The organism is Thalassotalea sp. PP2-459 (genome assembly GCF_001913705.1).
In the GTDB taxonomy this organism is placed as follows: Bacteria; Pseudomonadota; Gammaproteobacteria; order Enterobacterales; family Alteromonadaceae; genus Thalassotalea_C; species Thalassotalea_C hakodatensis.
In genome coordinates, this window is the sequence record NZ_MKQD01000044.1 from 13,300 (window position 1) to 30,659 (window position 17,360).

At 36.8% G+C, this 17,360-nt stretch carries 13 protein-coding genes; 9 read left to right on the forward strand and 4 right to left on the reverse strand.

Going from position 1 to position 17,360, the window contains the following annotated elements; translation table 11 throughout:
- Nucleotides 1-330 precede the first annotated feature (330 nt).
- Nucleotides 331-1,230, reverse strand: coding sequence for a cation transporter (locus BI291_RS10430; protein ID WP_074498707.1), 900 nt, complete (start codon nucleotides 1,228-1,230; stop codon nucleotides 331-333).
- A 157-nt stretch (nucleotides 1,231-1,387) separates the two neighbouring features.
- Between BI291_RS10430 and BI291_RS10435 the strand changes: the two genes are divergently transcribed.
- From BI291_RS10435 to BI291_RS10475, 9 genes are all read left to right on the forward strand, one after another.
- The gene (locus BI291_RS10435) at nucleotides 1,388-1,747 is read left to right on the forward strand and encodes a hypothetical protein (RefSeq protein ID WP_254849561.1); all 360 of its coding nucleotides are present in this window, start codon (nucleotides 1,388-1,390) and stop codon (nucleotides 1,745-1,747) included.
- An 83-nt stretch (nucleotides 1,748-1,830) separates the two neighbouring features.
- Nucleotides 1,831-3,048 (forward strand): TolC family protein, encoded by a 1,218-nt coding sequence (locus BI291_RS10440; protein ID WP_074498708.1) that lies wholly within the window; start codon nucleotides 1,831-1,833, stop codon nucleotides 3,046-3,048.
- Between the two features lie 63 nt (nucleotides 3,049-3,111).
- The gene (locus BI291_RS10445; protein WP_074498709.1) at nucleotides 3,112-4,428 is read left to right on the forward strand and encodes an efflux RND transporter periplasmic adaptor subunit; all 1,317 of its coding nucleotides are present in this window, start codon (nucleotides 3,112-3,114) and stop codon (nucleotides 4,426-4,428) included.
- 11 nt (nucleotides 4,429-4,439) lie between these two features.
- On the forward strand, nucleotides 4,440-7,640 hold the full coding sequence (locus tag BI291_RS10450) for an efflux RND transporter permease subunit (RefSeq protein WP_074498710.1): 3,201 nt from the start codon (nucleotides 4,440-4,442) through the stop codon (nucleotides 7,638-7,640).
- 589 nt (nucleotides 7,641-8,229) lie between these two features.
- The gene (locus BI291_RS10455) at nucleotides 8,230-8,556 is read left to right on the forward strand and encodes a peptide chain release factor-like protein (RefSeq protein WP_074498711.1); all 327 of its coding nucleotides are present in this window, start codon (nucleotides 8,230-8,232) and stop codon (nucleotides 8,554-8,556) included.
- Nucleotides 8,557-8,637: 81 nt separating this feature from the next.
- Nucleotides 8,638-8,949, forward strand: a complete 312-nt coding sequence (locus BI291_RS10460; RefSeq protein WP_074498712.1) for a hypothetical protein — start codon at nucleotides 8,638-8,640, stop codon at nucleotides 8,947-8,949.
- A gap of 310 nt (nucleotides 8,950-9,259) precedes the next feature.
- Entirely contained in the window at nucleotides 9,260-9,514 is a 255-nt protein-coding gene (locus tag BI291_RS18500; RefSeq protein ID WP_074498713.1) for an antitoxin Xre/MbcA/ParS toxin-binding domain-containing protein, read from the forward strand.
- 481 nt (nucleotides 9,515-9,995) lie between these two features.
- Complete coding sequence (locus BI291_RS10470; RefSeq protein ID WP_074498714.1) at nucleotides 9,996-11,168, forward strand: SIR2 family protein; 1,173 nt, start codon at nucleotides 9,996-9,998, stop codon at nucleotides 11,166-11,168.
- A gap of 2 nt (nucleotides 11,169-11,170) precedes the next feature.
- Nucleotides 11,171-13,009, forward strand: a complete 1,839-nt coding sequence (locus tag BI291_RS10475; protein WP_074498715.1) for an ATP-binding protein — start codon at nucleotides 11,171-11,173, stop codon at nucleotides 13,007-13,009.
- Between the two features lie 97 nt (nucleotides 13,010-13,106).
- On the opposite strand, the gene BI291_RS10480 is transcribed toward BI291_RS10475, so the two are convergent.
- The 3 genes from BI291_RS10480 to BI291_RS10490 are packed head-to-tail and all read right to left on the reverse strand — an operon-like array spanning nucleotide 13,107 to nucleotide 17,359.
- Entirely contained in the window at nucleotides 13,107-13,544 is a 438-nt protein-coding gene (locus tag BI291_RS10480) for a hypothetical protein (RefSeq protein WP_074498716.1), read from the reverse strand.
- Nucleotides 13,545-15,527 (reverse strand): hypothetical protein, encoded by a 1,983-nt coding sequence (locus BI291_RS10485; protein WP_074498717.1) that lies wholly within the window; start codon nucleotides 15,525-15,527, stop codon nucleotides 13,545-13,547.
- Complete coding sequence (locus tag BI291_RS10490) at nucleotides 15,524-17,359, reverse strand: hypothetical protein (protein WP_233143917.1); 1,836 nt, start codon at nucleotides 17,357-17,359, stop codon at nucleotides 15,524-15,526. The genes BI291_RS10485 and BI291_RS10490 overlap by 4 nt, the downstream gene beginning before the upstream one ends.
- Between the last annotated feature and the right edge of the window lies 1 nt (nucleotide 17,360).

Consider the following 17,360-nt stretch of genomic DNA (forward strand, 5'->3'; position numbering starts at 1 on the left):
CAGGAGAAACTAAGGCGTAGGTGGGAAATTGATCTATTGCTTGTAAAACATTACAAGAAGAATCTGCATTTAAAAATAGGTGACAACAGCAACAAAAATTACAATCATCAATTGAAGTGTAGCTATTATTTACTTCAAATACATTGGAGGTTTCTGAAGCTTTTAATGGGGTAATTGACTCAGTTAGTGATGTGTTAAAAGAACTCTCGTTTAAGTTTATTTCAAGTTCTTCTAGCGAAAAAAATACAGACTGCACCGCGATTAAAATCATTATCACGTATGATATATTTGATTTTATATACGAGGAGTGCACTATTTTCATTTCTCTGCTTAATACTTTAGCTGTAAGATGCGGCGAGCACCGTTTAAAACGACAAGGGCAATTATCAAACCAATCACTAAATCTGGATAACGGCTGCTTGTTACTGTAACTAATAAACCAGCTAAGATTACGCCAACGTTTGCGATAACGTCATTTGCGGAAAAAATCCAGCTCGCTTTCATATGAGCGCCGTCTTCTTTGTTGCCAAATATTAAAAACAGACAAGCAATGTTAGCGATTAGTGCTATTCCACCAAATATCATCATTAAAGATGACATAGGCTCACTACCATAAATAAAGCGTCTTACGACTTCACTCAAAGCACCTAGCGCTAGAATAATTTGAAGTACACCAGATATATGTGCCGCTCTAAGTTTCATGCTGATACTTTTACCTACGGCATAAATAGCTAAACCATACACCGCAGCATCAGCAAACATATCTAATGAGTCGGCAATAAGGCCAGCAGACTGCGCAATAATCCCGGCAATTATCTCTACAAAAAACATGACTCCGTTAATAGCCAACAACCATTTTAGTGTTGATGCTTCTTTCATCTCATTTTTTTGGGCTAGATCTTTTGCTTTTGCAGCTTCTGTGCTGCAACTTTCTTTAGTTGATGCTAACTCTGCACCGAGTTTAAGTTGTTGTAACTTTTTTGTTATTTCATCTAAATTTTCATCATGAAAAACTTTCACTAAGCGATTAGGAATATCAAATTGCAAGCCAACAGAAGGTTCCACACCATCTAGTGCTAACCTGATCAACCTTTCTTCTGAAGGACAGTCCATTTGAGGCACTTTATATGTACTGACAAACCCGCCACTATAGTTATCTAATTGCGCATCAATTTTTACATCTTCATTGGTAGAAGATGATTGACACTGACCACTACATTTTTCTGACATATTTAACATTCCGTAATAATATTAAAATAAGTATAAAATCTATAGTGGCTATAGAGTCAAATATAAAAATTATTTAATGTAAAAGCGTGGAAACTGAATTGAAAAGCTAGTTTAAGAAAATAGTTTCTGCTAGTATTTTAAATACTATATTTAACTGGTGATAACTTTGAACCTTAATGTTGTACTAAAAATGCTCTTAGTCTTTTCGATTGTTTTACAATCGTTAACTGCTGTTGCATCTTCAACATCTGAGAATCACCAAATAGATATAGAGCACCTTCAAACTCAACATGATCATGCAGATGATCGAAATGCCTTAAATGATAATACAGATGATGAACAGCACGATGTAAAGGATTGTCATCACTGTGGTCATTGCAGTGGCAGCCACTTATCTTGGATTTTAGTCAGTAATTCCAATGTCGATGGTAAGCTAAATATTATCAATAAAACGCCTTATCAAATTGATCAAACAAGTACCTTTCTTGAAGCTATACTTCGTCCGCCTATTTCTTAATTAGATTAATTTTTAATGACCTATTTATCCTTTAATAATGGATAAAGGGTTCGTGTTTATTAATTTTAAAATTAAGATTTTTTATGTATATATATTTAAAAAATACAGGTTTAGTCCTGTCTTTATGCATGGTTGTGAGTTTTTCAGCTGCCAGTTATGGCAAAGAGAAAAATATTTCATGGCTTGATAGTCAAATAAATAAAGATCCCGAAGTTATAGCAGCGAAAGAGTTACTCAATGCAAGTAGTCATAGAGCCAATGGTTTAACTCAAGCCGTTTATAACCCAGAGCTAGAAGCTAGTTATGAAAAAGAAGGTGATTTTGATAATTACTCCATTGGTATCAGCCAAACAATTGATTTCTGGGATAAGCAATCAGCAAATAAAAGCATTGGTGAAATTGATGTCTATGTAAACCAGCAACAATTGTTATCTTTACTCGATTCTAAAAAGGCTAACGCTTTAACTGCATTAGTTAATTGGCAAGCAGCAAAAGAAGCTGCTCAGTTACTTTCAGAAAGAGAAGAGCAATTGCAAACGCTCGTTGGCATTGTTGAAGATAAGCGAAAAGCCGGACTTTTAGAGCCACTTGACGCTGAATTGGTCTATTTAAACTTGTCCCAAATTTTCAGTGAAATATCTGAGTCGCAAATAGCATTGAAAAATGCAGAGGTAAAGGTTCAGGAGTTATTGCCTGATTGGACGCCTAATACTACAAATTTGTTTTCATTTACTTTTGGGGCAACAAGCTATTCATTTAACTCCCAGTGGGTTGAGGATCATCCAAAAGTTAAACTCGCTAGAGCGCAATGGAAGGGACAACAATCTAAGGCTCAGCTAACCACTATGGAATCTAAAGCTAATCCAACCATTGGCGTTAGCGCAGGGAAAAGTGGAGATGAAGACTTGGTTGGTGTGACTTTATCAATTCCTTTAAACATCAGAAATAACTATTCAGATACGGTTAAAGCCGCTTATTCAGAAGCCATTGCAGCAGAAGCTAACTTTCGATCGGTATATCGAAAGCAGTCTTTTGAAGCAAAAGCTAAATATGAATCGCTTAATATCAGTAAAAAATACTATGAGCAATGGCGAAAACTCACACAAGGCAGATTAGATAGCAGTGCAAATTTATTAAATAAGCGCTGGGAAGCTGGTGACATTAATACGTCTGACTACCTACTTGCATTAAATCAACGCGCGGAAGGGCTTCATGCAGGAATACGTTTGGAAAATCAATTCAAGCTTGCAGAAATATCCTTCGTTTTAAGTATGGGTCAGTTATCAAAATTTGAGATTTGAACGCTTTATTTTTTCAGTAGCGAAAAACGAAATCTTAAATTTATCAAAATATAGGTTAAAAAAATGAATACAATATTTAGTAAAAAATTATTAGCCGTAGTAATTAGCAGCCTGTTAGTTGGGTTTACTACAAATCATGACGCTTTTGCACAGTCGTCAGATGGTACTGGCTCTGTCACAAAAGTTTCGAAGCAAGATGTAAAAGAACATAAAGATGATCATGGCGAACATGGTCACGATAAAGGACATAAAGAAGAAAAAGATGACCATGACGAGCATGATCACGAAAAGGAAAATAGGGAAGAAAAAGATGACCATGACGAACATGATCACGAAAAAGTAAATAAGGAAGGAAAAGATGAAGAGCATGAAGAAGGTATCACTATTGATCCAAAGAAGATGTCGCTTGCTAACATTAAAGTGGAAAGTGTTAAGCCTGAATATCAATTTAGCACCGTATATGCACCAGGCGAAATAAAAGCTAATGGCTATAAAAGTTATGTGGTATCGCCACGTACAGAGTCAGTCATTATTAGTCGCCATGCAGCGCTTGGAGAGCATGTAGAAATAGGTCAGAAGTTAGTTACATTATTTAGTGAAGCAATGGCACAAGCACAGGCTGACTATTTAATCGCTTCAACCGAATGGCAACGTGTGAAAAAGCTGGGTAACAAGACGGTGAGTGAAAGTAGATTATTACAAGCAGAGACTACATACAATGCGAGTTACGGGAAGCTTATTGCTTTAGGGTTAACTGAAAAAGCAATAGATGGCATTTCTAACAAAGACATAAAAGCGTTTGGGCAATATACATTAATTGCTCAGCGTGAAGGGGTTGTACTTCAAGACGATTTTATCCAAGGGCAACGTGTTGATGCTGGTGATTCAGTAATGTTGTTAGCAGATGAAAAACAACTATGGGTTGAAGCAAAAGTTTCTCCAAATAAAAAGCTGAATTTATCAATTGATTCTCCTGCGGTACTTAAATTAGAAGGCCAGAGTTACAATGCCAAAGTTATCCAAGAAGCCCATACAATTGACCCTATTACTCGTACTCGAATTATTAGGTTAGGAGTAGATAATTCGGATGATAATCTTCATTCAGGCATGTTTGTAAAAGTTTACTTTCAGTTTGCCACAAAGCAGAAAGTGATGGCTGTGCCAGAAGAAGCATTGATCCGCAGCGCAGATGGTGATTGGACAGTATTTGTCGAAGACCACCCTGGAGAATTTAAAGCTGTAGAAATAGAACTAGGCCGAGCCTTAGGTGGTTTTAGAGAAATCATTGGCCTTGATAGTGGAACGCGAATTGTAACTAAAGGCGCATTTTTTGTTGCGTCTGAAATCGCTAAAGGCGGATTTGATCCGCACAACCACTAGGGAGCAAGACTATGTTTAATAAAATAATAGATTGGTCTGTTAATAATAGACTCCTGATTTTGATTGCGCTGTTTGCCACTATGGTTGGTGCAGTTATGGTGATTCCAAAATTAAATTTGGATGCCTTTCCTGATGTTACTAATGTTCAAGTTGCTGTAAATACTGAAGCGCCAGGACTGGCTGCTGAAGAAGTTGAACAACTCATTACGTACCCCATTGAAGCGGTAATGTATGCCCTACCTGATGTAGAACAAGTGCGCTCAATTTCTAAAACAGGCTTGTCTGGCGTTACGGTTGTTTTCAAAGAAGGCACCGACATTTACTTTGCAAGACAACTCGTATTTGAGCGTCTTCAAGCCGCAAAAGAACTGATACCAGAAGGTGTTGGGACACCCGAAATGGGACCAAACACCTCTGGGCTGGGCCAAGTATTTCAGTATCTTCTTATTTCAGATAAAGGTGCAGGTTATGATGCTATGGCGCTTCGAAGCCTTAACGATTGGATTGTTAAGTTACTCGTTATGCCTGTCGATGGAGTCACTGATGTATTATCTTTTGGTGGTAATGTTAGGCAATACCAAGTCAATGTCGATCCATCTAAGCTCTTAGCATATGAACTAACGCAAGAAGACGTTGTTGGTGCCCTAGATAACAACAATGCGAATGTTGGCGGATGGTACATGAACCGTGGGCAAGAGCAGCTTGTGATTAGAGGCACAGGCTGGTTTGAGAGTGGTGAGGCTGGCATCAGTAATATCAAACAAGTTCCCGTTAAAACAGTCGATGGTACGGTTGTTACGGTTTCAGATATTGCTAAAGTTGAAATGGGCAGTGAAATTCGTCAAGGTGCTGTCACCATGACGCGCAAAACCGAAGACGGTAAAGTCGAAAATTTAGGCGAAGTTGTCTCTGGCATTGTCTTAAAACGCATGGGTTCAAATACTAAAGCCACCATTGATGGTATCAATGCAAGAATTCCATTAATTAGTCAAGCATTGCCAAAAGGTGTTCGCTTTGAGCCTTTTTATGATCAGGCTGATTTGATTGAAAAAGCGGTAAATACAGTGGTTGATGCACTATTACTAGCATTTATTTTCATCTGTATTGTATTGGCTCTATTTTTAATGAATTTACGTGCAACCTTCTTGGTATTAATATCTATTCCAATTTCTATTGGTATCGCGTTAATGATCATGGCTTGGTGGGGCATTTCTGCAAACCTTATGTCACTGGGTGGCATAGCGGTCGCTATTGGTATGCTTGTAGATGGCTCAGTGGTTATGGTTGAAAATATGTTTAAACATTTAAATAGACCTGACGCGACACATTCGAAATCGGTAAAGGAACGTGTTCCAACTTCTGACGCAGATCCGCACGATGTAGAACACGATGAGCACGGCATTAAATTACGTCTGCAAAATGCAGGTAAAGAAGTGGCTCGTCCCGTCTTTTTTGCTGCCTCGATTATTTTAGTCGTATTTGCGCCATTGTTCAGCTTTGAAGGGGTTGAAGCAAAGTTATTCCAACCTATGGCAATAAGCATCATCTTAGCCGTTGTATCTGCGATTGTGGTTGCGTTGTTTATCGTACCTGCACTGGCAACTTATTTATTTAAGTCAGGTGTAAAAGAGAGGGAAAGCTTTGTTCTTAGGCCATTAGACAAACTCTACAGAAAAGGGCTTACATTCGCACTAAAACGCACCAAGTTAGTCATTTCAGCCGCACTTATATTAGTTTTCTCTGCCTTTGCATTAGTTCCATTAATTGGTACTGAATTTGTACCTGAGTTAGAAGAAGGGACGATAAACTTAAGAGCAACGCTGGCACCTTCTTCCAGTTTAGATACCGCGCTCACTGTGGCACCAATTCTAGAAGAAAAACTAATGGCTTTTCCTGAAGTAACCTATGCATTAAGCCGAATTGGTCGAGCCGAAATAGGTGGAGATCCAGAGCCTGTGAATAACATAGAAATTTACATAGGGTTGAAGCCTGTTTCTGAGTGGACCAGTGCATCTAATCGATATGAACTTCAAGGGAAAATGGAGAGATCTTTAGAGGAGTTTCCTGGCTTACTACTAAACTTTTCTCAACCTATTGCGACTCGTGTTGATGAGTTACTATCTGGCGTAAAAGCTCAGTTGGCGATAAAGTTATTTGGCCCTGAGTTAGACGTTTTAGCAGCTAAAGGACAAGAGATCGAAGCGGCTATAAAGAGTGTTGATGGTGCAAGAGATGTTGCTCTTGAGCAAATTGCAGGTGAAGCGCAACTTGTCGTAAAACCTAATAGGCAAGAGCTATCGCGCTTTGGACTTTCAGTTGTTGATATAATGGAAGTTGTGCGAGATGGTATTGGAGGGGTTGAAGCTGGACAAATCATCAAAGGCAATGAACGTTATGATATTTACGTGCGTATTGAAGAAGAGTACCGACAAAATAAGGAAGCTATTTCAGATATTCGAATTCAGTCACCAACAGGCGCCTGGGTACGCTTAGGTGATGTTGCAACTGTTTCATTTGAATCAGGTCCTCCTCAAGTAAGGCGCGATGATGTTCAAAGGCGTGTCGTTATTCAAGCAAACGTTCAGAATAGAGATATGGGTAGTGTAGTAGCCGACATCAGAAAAGTTATTGCTGAGAAAGTTGACCTACCTTCAGGCTACTCGGTAGCAATAGGTGGACAATTCGAAAGCCAACAGCGTGCTCAAAAAAGACTAGCTATCGTTGTACCTTTATCTTTAGCGCTAATTGCATTGTTACTTTACTTTGCTTTTAGCTCTGTTGGTCAAGCTATGCTGATTTTAGTTAATGTGCCACTTGCCGTTATTGGTGGCGTATTTTCTTTGTACATATCAGGACAATATCTATCCGTACCAAGCTCCGTTGGCTTTATTACCTTATTTGGTGTAGCGGTATTGAATGGGGTCGTTATGGTAGAAAGTATCAACCAACGTATTAAAGACGGACTTGACGCATCTAAAGCCGTTTTTGAAGGTGCTACTTCAAGATTAAGACCTGTACTAATGACTGCTATAACATCTGCATTAGGCTTAATCCCAATGCTAATGTCGAATGGTGTAGGTGCAGAAATACAACGTCCACTTGCCAGTGTTATTGTAGGTGGCTTGGTAACGGCCACGCTGTTAACACTGTTCGTATTACCTGTTTTATATGGCTGGTTTTCAAGGAAAAAAATAGAAGAGCTATCCAGATAAAATAACTGAGACCTCTAACCCCACGCTAAAGTCACGTTTAGCGTGGGATTAGTCGTGTGCATATGCGCTAGAACAAAGATTATATTTAACAATATAACTAATAGTCATGACTGCTTTGTCGCAACATTTGTCCTTAGACAGGCCAAAGCTAACTTCCGCTTTCGTATCTAAGCAGCCCAATCTGAGGTTTTTTATTTCACTAAAAAATGATTGGTTTGGTGTATAAGTGATCATATGAGGGATTTATTTCAAAGATTAAGGACGATCTTAAAACGTAACTAATTAAGATAAATTTTCTTATCTGGTGTCGTATGTATCATTCTTTGTGGCGATCCACATGTTGTAAGCACAATACCTTTGTTCTGAGCTTGTTTTTTAACAAAATAGAGCCTTTAAGAGCGTCCCCCCATAATTTATCGAAACCCTCCAAAGGGTTATTGCTGTTACTTAAACTTGCTCGTTTAATCATTTTATATTCACTAATTATGTATGTTACTTAATACCAACATAGTATTAATTTACTGCTTTTGACTATAATAAATACTACAAACAATAAATTTATCCATATAAAAAATTTAAAAGAAGAGCCATGATTGATTTAAAGGAAAATGAAATTGAAATAATGATTTGCCCGGCCAATGAATCAAAAACTGGAAGTGCTGAAGTGGGTTTAAAAATCAAACACATACCAACGAATATCAGAGTCGAGTCATTAACTGAAAAAACACAACATAGAAACAAAATCATTACTATTGATAAACTAGAAAGAGAAATATGCAAACAAGTAAATAATACATTAGAAAAAAATCAAAATTTGCATGATGAGCTTCTTAATGTATTTAAAATAGAGGCAAAGGCTATCAGCTGGTTAACTAACCCAAAAAACCTTTGGAAAGTTCAACCCCTTTATCTTTAATCGCTAAAGTCGATGGTAAAAAGAAAGTTCTAGATATACTTTATATATTTAAAACTGGGGATTTTAATAAGCGGGTTCATAATGATTAAAATTAAAGTAAACACAACAAACACACCTCACTATATTTTAAGCTCAGATATTAAATCAGCAATAGATAATGAATTTTCTGCTGAAAATGCAATAAAAATTGGCAAGAAATATTCTAACCTTATTTATGGTTCATCTGCCCATGTGATTAGTCAAAATCCAAAGAAAATCGGGCTATATCCACACGACATTGCGGCAATATTTAAAGCCATCAATATAGATGTTGAATTTTCTAATGAAAAGGGTTCAATTTTAAGTATCGACCACACCATATCAGGAATTTTTCAAAGAAATATAGGCAATTAAATCGTATTGATATTTAGGTGTGACATGGTCACATCAACAACACACAAAAAGCTGTATGCCGTTAATATTAACAATCAATCGCTACGAACTATTTAAAGGTGAAATTGTTTAAAATGTGTATTCTTGAGGGGTTAAGCTAATTAGTGAGGTCAGCTATCATATCAGAGCAGACGTTTTATAAGTTAATTACCAATACTAGGCCGACTATAAACTAAACTGAAAAAATAGTAAGTTCAAGTATGGGTTAGACAGCAAATAGATTTTATGCTTTAGTGTTGATTAAGGTCATCATTACTTAAATCTCAAATTTATGCCTAATCAAAACTCCAAATTTTCTGTAGAAAAACTTACTTATTCACCTGAGCTAGAATTTTTAAAAACTGAGCATTTTGGAATTTATCAGGAATTGATGAAACAATTTAAATTTGATGATCGGATATGCCAGGAATGGCTGACTAAACCTAAACCTTTTTTACAAGGAAAGTCACCGTTTGAGATGCTAACTATTGATGTTGATGCAGTGAAGGCCATGCTGGTTCGCATGAGGACAGGGGATTTTTCATAAAAGGTAAATGCAAATGAATATCCTCTTTCTATGTACTGCTAATATACAACGCAGCAAAACAGCCGAAGTGTTGTTTCATGCTGCAAATAATAACTATCAGTACTTCCAGCGAGAGCTTGCTTAATCATTTGGCTTTAAGGCTGTCCAAAAAATAAAGTCTATTTCGAACCGCTGTCGCTCTGCAAACATTGCGGTAAACAAAACTGTTTACTCTATATGAATGGTTTAAAACTCTATATTCGAGGCATACCTGATTACTATTAATATTTGACTCTCGAAAAAACCAAACAAGATCAAAGTATCACTATTAATTCATTGAATATGTTTTTGTCGGCTGATAACTTACTAAAATAATTAAATAAAGTTAGCGATGAAACCGAAGTTAATTATGGGTCATTTGGTTAAGCGTGAACTACCTATAAAAACTATTATTACGCGTTATTTGCCATCTTTCTTACAGCTCTATTAAAGGAAAAAAGAAATGGATGATTTGATTGATAATGAGTTGTTCCTGCAAATTGAGGAGCACCTAAAGTGTAGTGAACAAAGCTGGCTTCTAGGTGCAGGGATTAGCTTCGATGCTAAATTACCTTTAATGTACCCTTTGACCAATAAGGTTAAAAAAGATGTCGAAAGTAGTCACAAGAAATTATTTGACGAAGTAATCACTCCGCTCTTTCAAGAGTTGCCTAACAACTGCCATATAGAACACGTCCTTAGCCACCTTGGTGACTATGCTGCACTAGCTGAAAGAAACAAAGATAATAAAACGGTAATTAATGGCAGCGAAGTTGAGTTATTAACCCTAGAAGAAGCACATAATACAATTCTTGAATCTATCTCAAATGTGATCCGGTGTGGGTATGTTGAGGACAAGGATGGAAATACAGTTGAAGAAGGTTCTTTATCTAAGCCAATCGTTGACATCAATGCACATATAGAATTTATTGATACTCTATTTAACCACGCCTCCGCTGGTGTTTTTGAACGAAGAAAAGCAGTAAACATATTCACAACTAACTACGACACTCTTTTGGAAGATTCACTAGCACTTAATAGGGTTCCATATTGGGATGGTTTTGCAGGAGGAGCTGTAGCGCATCGTATACAAAAATATGGAGAACCCACACCAGCAAATGGACAGCGTGCGAACTTAATTAAAATGCATGGTTCGATAGATTGGTTTCTTTGTGACAAAGGGTATGTATGGCGAGTGAGAGATAACGACCTCTATCCAAAGGCAGAACGGCGAGTTTTAATTTACCCACAAGCTACAAAATATATTGCGACTCAACAAGATCCCTTTTCTACGCAATTTGATTTATTCAGAAAATCGCTAAATTCCTCCAATAGTAATATTTTAGCTGTGTGCGGCTATAGTTTTGGCGATGATCACATCAACAACGAAATAGAGTTTGCTTTATCAAAAGAAGAGAATAAAACTGTATTGCTTGCTTTCTTGGAGTGTAAGGATGCAATTCCTCCATGTCTAGAAAAGTGGCGTAATGGTAGTTTTGGCTCAAGCGTAATTATTGCCTCCATACATGGCCTGTATATTGGAAAAGAAGGCCCATTTAAAAGGAAAGGCGAAGATGATTATTGGTGGACATTCAACGGTGTAACATCAGTATTAAAGAATGGATGCGAGGTTTAATTATGTTTACACCATCTGAAGAACTAAAAATAGGTCAAGTTGTCGAGGTATCTGGAACCAACATAAAAGTTGAGATTTCCGATAAAATATCAGAATTAACAAGAACTTTTAATGGCCGTGTTTACCCGATTGGTCAAATAGGTAGCATGGTTAAAATTCACTATGGTCGTAAAATAATTTTTGGCTTGGTGACAATGCTAAGAATGCGTTCAGAAGAGTTAATTGAAGCTGGAATGCCTGTAACTCCTGATTCTGATCAACGTGTAATGGAAGTCCAACTGCTGGCTGAAGGAAGCTGGAATAATACAAAATCAACTTTGGCTTTTAAACGCGGAATTAAAACTTACCCTTTACCTCAACAAGGCGTATTCCTTCTAACCAACGAAGAAATTTCTTTTGTCTATCGCTCAGCTGAAGGTACAAGAAATGATGAAGTAGATCCATTAGTTCCTTTTGCTGTTTATAGTGCTTCTGAATCTACAGCCTGTCGAACTAACATTAATAAAATGTTTGGTATGCACTGTGCTGTTCTTGGTTCAACTGGATCAGGTAAATCTGGTACAGTTGCTGCAATTATTCATAGTGTACTTTCCCATAAAAATAACGATAAAGAGTTGTCACCTCAGATAGTGGTCATTGATCCTCACGGAGAGTACGGCTCAGCCTTTAAGACTAGAGCGGTCCAATATCGTGCATATGACATAGCAACAGGTGATGATGGACAAGATGAAATCAAGCTTCCATATTGGTTAATGTCTAGCGATGAGTTTACTAATCTGATTATCGGTAAGACAGAAAGAAGTGCTACTAGCCAGAATAACGCAGTCCAGAAAGCACTTGCACATGCAAGAATGGTTGCAGCTAATATTGTAAAGCCTTGTCCAAGAGAGTTTGGGACAAATGAATTAGATCATTTAGAAAGTTTTGATGAACCAAACCTTTGTGATGGCAAAGATACGTCAGATATTCTGGAATTCGACCGTGATAAACCTAGACCATTCTGTTTGGAAGAATTTGAAAGTCATATTAAATATATACAGGGTGGGAGAAAAACTAATGCTGGTCATGTGAGCTTGTCAAATACTGATCTAGCAAAATCTCCCGTACCATCCATACTCGATAAGCTCAAGGTTCTTCGAAGAGATACTCGGCTTTCATTTATGATGAAGTGTTGGCTCGATAATGAAGATGAAATCAAGCTACATCAAGTCCTGAATCAATTTATAGGGGCTCCTAGTCAGGAAGGTAAAGATATCAGAATTATTGATATTTCAGGCCTGCCAAACGAAGTCGCAGGTCCACTGACAGCTCTAATCGCCAGACTGCTCTTTCAGTATAAAATATTCCAGACTCAAGAAGAAAAAGAAAAAGATCCAATTCTCTTAGTTTGTGAAGAAGCCCATAGATATGTTCCAGATCATGGAGAAGCTCAATACGCTGCTGCACAGGGCGCAATTAGACGCATTGCAAGGGAAGGTCGTAAATACGGAATAGGCCTGATGCTTGTTAGTCAACGACCAGCAGATGTAGATAGTACGGTCATATCTCAATGTGGTACATGGGTTGTATTAAGACTTACAAACTCAGCTGATCAACAACATGTCGCTCGCTTTTTGCCTGATGGTCTATCTGGCATGGTTGGGGCCTTACCTATTTTATCTCAACAAGAAGCTATTTTTGTCGGTGAAGGAGCTGCATTACCTTCTCGAATTAGAATAAGAGACTTGAAAAGTGATCAATTGCCTAAATCTAATACAATCCCATTTGCTCAAGGTTGGGCGAGTGAACGTTTAAACTTGGAAAAACTCGAAACTATATCTCAGCGAATGTGTGTCGACTAACTCTAGCTAATTCACAAGGCTTTAAAAATTGCTGACCTAATCAACTGTATGCTTAGGTCACAACCTAGATAAAAGATATGACCTACTAAAATTTAACCTATTTATTATGAGATAACTCAATAATGTTATTAGAGCGCAATTTTTCTTGAAGTTCATAAACCCTAAACATTAAAGTACTATTGAGCATTTCCAATTCTTTTTGGATCATCACTGCTTCATCTTTTTCCTTTCTATACTTTTTTTTAAGCGCAATTTCTTTCTTTAATTTTTTTTTGAGTTTTTCAACATCATTTGACGGATCATCATTTTCACTTGTGTTAGGATCATACTCCTTATTGAATTTTTCAATCGCAGGGATCGCTATATCATCCACAAAATCTTTAAATTTATGAATATAACTATGTCCTAATCCTGCTTCATTATTAATCCTATTTAATGATAGTTTTCCATGCTTTTTAACACGCTCAGGCTCTCCTTTTAACAATCGAACAAGCGCATTATTTAACCTAGCTTCAGTTATATCTTTTGTTCCCACTTAAACCTCCGATGTGGCTATGACGCCCTTTATCGCATCATTAAATTCTTCAAAATTTAAATCATGCTTTTTAATTGTTATTTCATTACGTTTTATCTTATGTTTCATACCAATTAAAATGCTGTTCATCATTGTGTCACCTGTATTAAGTTCTCTAAAGCTTGATATTAAACGTTTATTCTGACGTAAAACTTTCTTAGCCTCTTTATCTGTAACTAGTTGATGGTCACAAGGCTTTATCTCGCCAGGAAATTCACCTATACCGCATACTCTGCTGCAAGATGCATTCAGGCAGTAACCTCCTGTAGGGAGCTTAACAACCGATAGAGTACCATTTCGAACTAAACGTTCTATTTCATCTCGATTCATATATACAAGATGACCATTTTCAAGCTTTTCAAATTTATCTTGTGCAATACGCTCACCACCTGCGCCACTTAAATTTTCAGATTCATTATAAATTTCATCAAAAATATCCACCCCCATACGGATACCTTCTTCTTCCATCAATTCTAATAACTCGGTATCCATTAAAATGTCTTCCATGGCTTGTAATTGAGCATTATTGGCGTAGTAGTTAGACATATTTATATTCTGATGCTTATATTGAAACTTAATGGTTGCAGAAGAACCAAAACCATAGCGTTTGAAGAAAACAGCAAAAGTACGACGAAGATCATGAGGTGTGAGTTTAGGTAATTTCCCACCAACTTTCAGTTCACCTTCGCGGGTAGGGTTCAATCGATTAAATTCCTCAACGTCATTTTGAGAGGCGACAATTCCTGATTCAGCAAACGAGTCGTTAAAACGCCTTTCCATACCAGAGATAATAAAGCGAGTGTCGATCTTATCAGGCAAAGTACTAATAAATGCGCTATTAATCTCCCTAAGTGCATGTTGATAGTCATCATTCGATAATTCTCCAGCAATCACCATTTGTTCAACTTTACTAACGTACTCATTTCTTAAATGCTCAGTTATGCCATAAGCTAACTCTAAAGCGTCTTTTACAACAGGATGAGTTTGCCAAGTAGCAACCCTTGGAACCCCGTCATTCCCTTTAGAAGTTTCTCCTTTAATAACTGATATATCATTATCTTTACCTGATATTACTGTTTTATAGCTATTAATTGACATGCTCAGCATCTCACCAAGCCTCATACCAGAGAATGCTATAGCCACAATGCTACAATTGGTCAGTATTCTATTTAATACAGTACCATCCAAGAGGATTTTAAAGTCAGGAATATCATGAAGAATTTGTTTTGTTTTAATTAATGTTCTTTGTGATATTGAACCAGGTTTTTGACTTAATTCTTTTCTATTTTTTTCACCTTCCCTTATTAATCTAGCTTCCTTCATAACTCGATCAATTTCATGAATGAAAGGTTGATATAATTCAACAAGTTGAATTGCGCTAGCTAGAATAGGTTGATACATACCTATAGGAATTGCAATATGCTGCTTAGTTGGCCTTAACTCAACAAACTTTCTTAGGCTATTTCGATTTATTAATCTCATACATAGCCCGTACTCGTGAAGTTTTTTAATTGCAGTAACGACTTCATCAATGGTAGTTTCTGACTTTTTATTAAGACCTTTAACCACTTGTTTTGTAAATGAAGAGAATACATTATCATCTGACAAAGATGCCCAATTACAGCTATTTAATGCTGTTGCAATTTTAATAAGGCCATTCTTCCAGCGCTGTATTTGACTGCATGTGGTTTTTTGGTGGTGTTTTACTTCATACCTATCAGAAATAACCCCTAAAGCTCTTTGTATTCCTTCTCGATATGCTAAATCAATATTTTTAAAAGAAACTTTAAAAGGTTGCCCCACTGCACGTGCTTCTTGCCCCGAGTAAATCCATGTTTCATCATAAATTCGACTACGAGGCAAACCATCAGAACGAGTTGTTATTATAGTATCTGCACTAAATTCAGGTATATCTCTGAGTTTAACTTTTGCGTTTATTTTCATGAGAAGACCTCAAATAAGTCATTTAAACTGTAAACATTATTATAAAGCGGGTGTGCAGCTTCTTTTATCTTCTCTTCTGCTAACAAGAAGTTACTGCTGGATTTTTCCTTAAAGCGCTTGAGAATACTCTCAATAATATTGAAGAGCCATGTATATCGCTTTTCAGGCATAGAGTTAACAGCTGGTAACTGTTGAAGCTGCTGTAAAGTTTCTTTAAATGAAAGCATTAACCAAATATCCATAACATCAGCAACTAGAGCATGATGTTCACATTCAAAACATGATAGAAAATCTGTACAGAAACTTTCTTCTACGGTTGTATCAACTCCTTCTTTTTTAAGTAATTTTCTTATTATACTTGCAGAACCTTTTTTATTATCGTTACAACGAACACCAAGTGGTGTTCGTGATTCGTTATTTCTATCTTTTCCTGCTCTAAGATGCTCATACTCATAGTTATCAAGGATATCGGCAAATTTATATTTCGCAGCTTCCGTTGCTGCTTTTATTTCTTTTCCATTAGCGATGGCATATTTAGCATCCATCGCAGCCCCTAGATTATTCTGATGCTCTGTTTTCGTTCCATGAACATAGTTTCTCGCCACGACATTTATACTGTTATTTCCAGACATTGCGACTAAATAGACACTCTGTGTAACACGAAATAATGTATCCAACTTGGACTTTCTAAATCGTGACGGATTTATTGTAGGAAGCCCTAGTTTTTCAAGCAATTTGTTGATAGAAGTTTGCGGGGAATTGATCACTGCATCGTATGTAGTTACGCTTCCGTCTTGTTTGAAGTAGGGAAATACTGGAGCTGAAATGTCTCCTTCTGCCATAGTTTTAGCAACAGAAAGCCAGCTTTCTATAAACTCCTTAGCATGTTTATTAAAGCCGAGAGAATTATCTTGCTCTTGATTTCTAGCCCTACCTTTTGATGAATCAAAAATATACTTGCCACCTTGCACCTCTTTAAAATATATATCAGATATTTTAAGCTTTGCTAATGGATTAGTATTTATTCCTGTAAACATGTAAGTAATCATCATTGCGATTCTTACAATATGATTCCGTGCATCTGATTTTTGAAGTGCTTTTTTAAACGCTGCTTTTTGTCCTACAAGTTTGTTTCCTTTTAGACCTCTCTCAATGGCAACCTTATTTAATAACTCTTCATCGTATAAAGGATGTCGCTCCGGTAATGTACTTTCTTTAAAATGCTTTAATAGAGACTTATATGCCTTAAACAACGATTTAGCTAAAGGTTTTAGCTCAGTTTCAAGATCATGAGCCTGATAAGAATTATTGCCTACTGTAGCGCCTTTAACTGATGGAAGGCTTTTAGCGTCTAAACTTCTATTTAACTGTTTAAGTACCCACGAGAGTGCTTTTTTATCTGCTGACCAACTAGTTTTTTGTTTCCGATTTAACGCACATTCTTCGCTAAACCATTTCATATATTCATTTATTAAATCCATATGAAACCAGTCACCTTTGATAGCCTTAAGTCCAAAACCATCTAACCAGCGTATATAATTTATAACACCACAAAAATGAGAGTAAGTTGTTTGATTAGTATCTTTACTCATTAATTGATAAAGGTTACGAATTAAATCATTGCGCTTCATATCAACAAGTAAAGCACCTTTTTTAAAGTCAGCAGTTTGATTGTCTAAAACTGGACAGCCTTTATACTTAAATCGCTTAAAGTACATCTTTCCCCGTCCAGGTACAGCGATATTCATGTCTATTATATGAATTGGGTTAACTGTAGCTCTTGGTGCAACATTATCACGAATTGGGGCTAATTCTTTGCGTTTACCTTTCAAT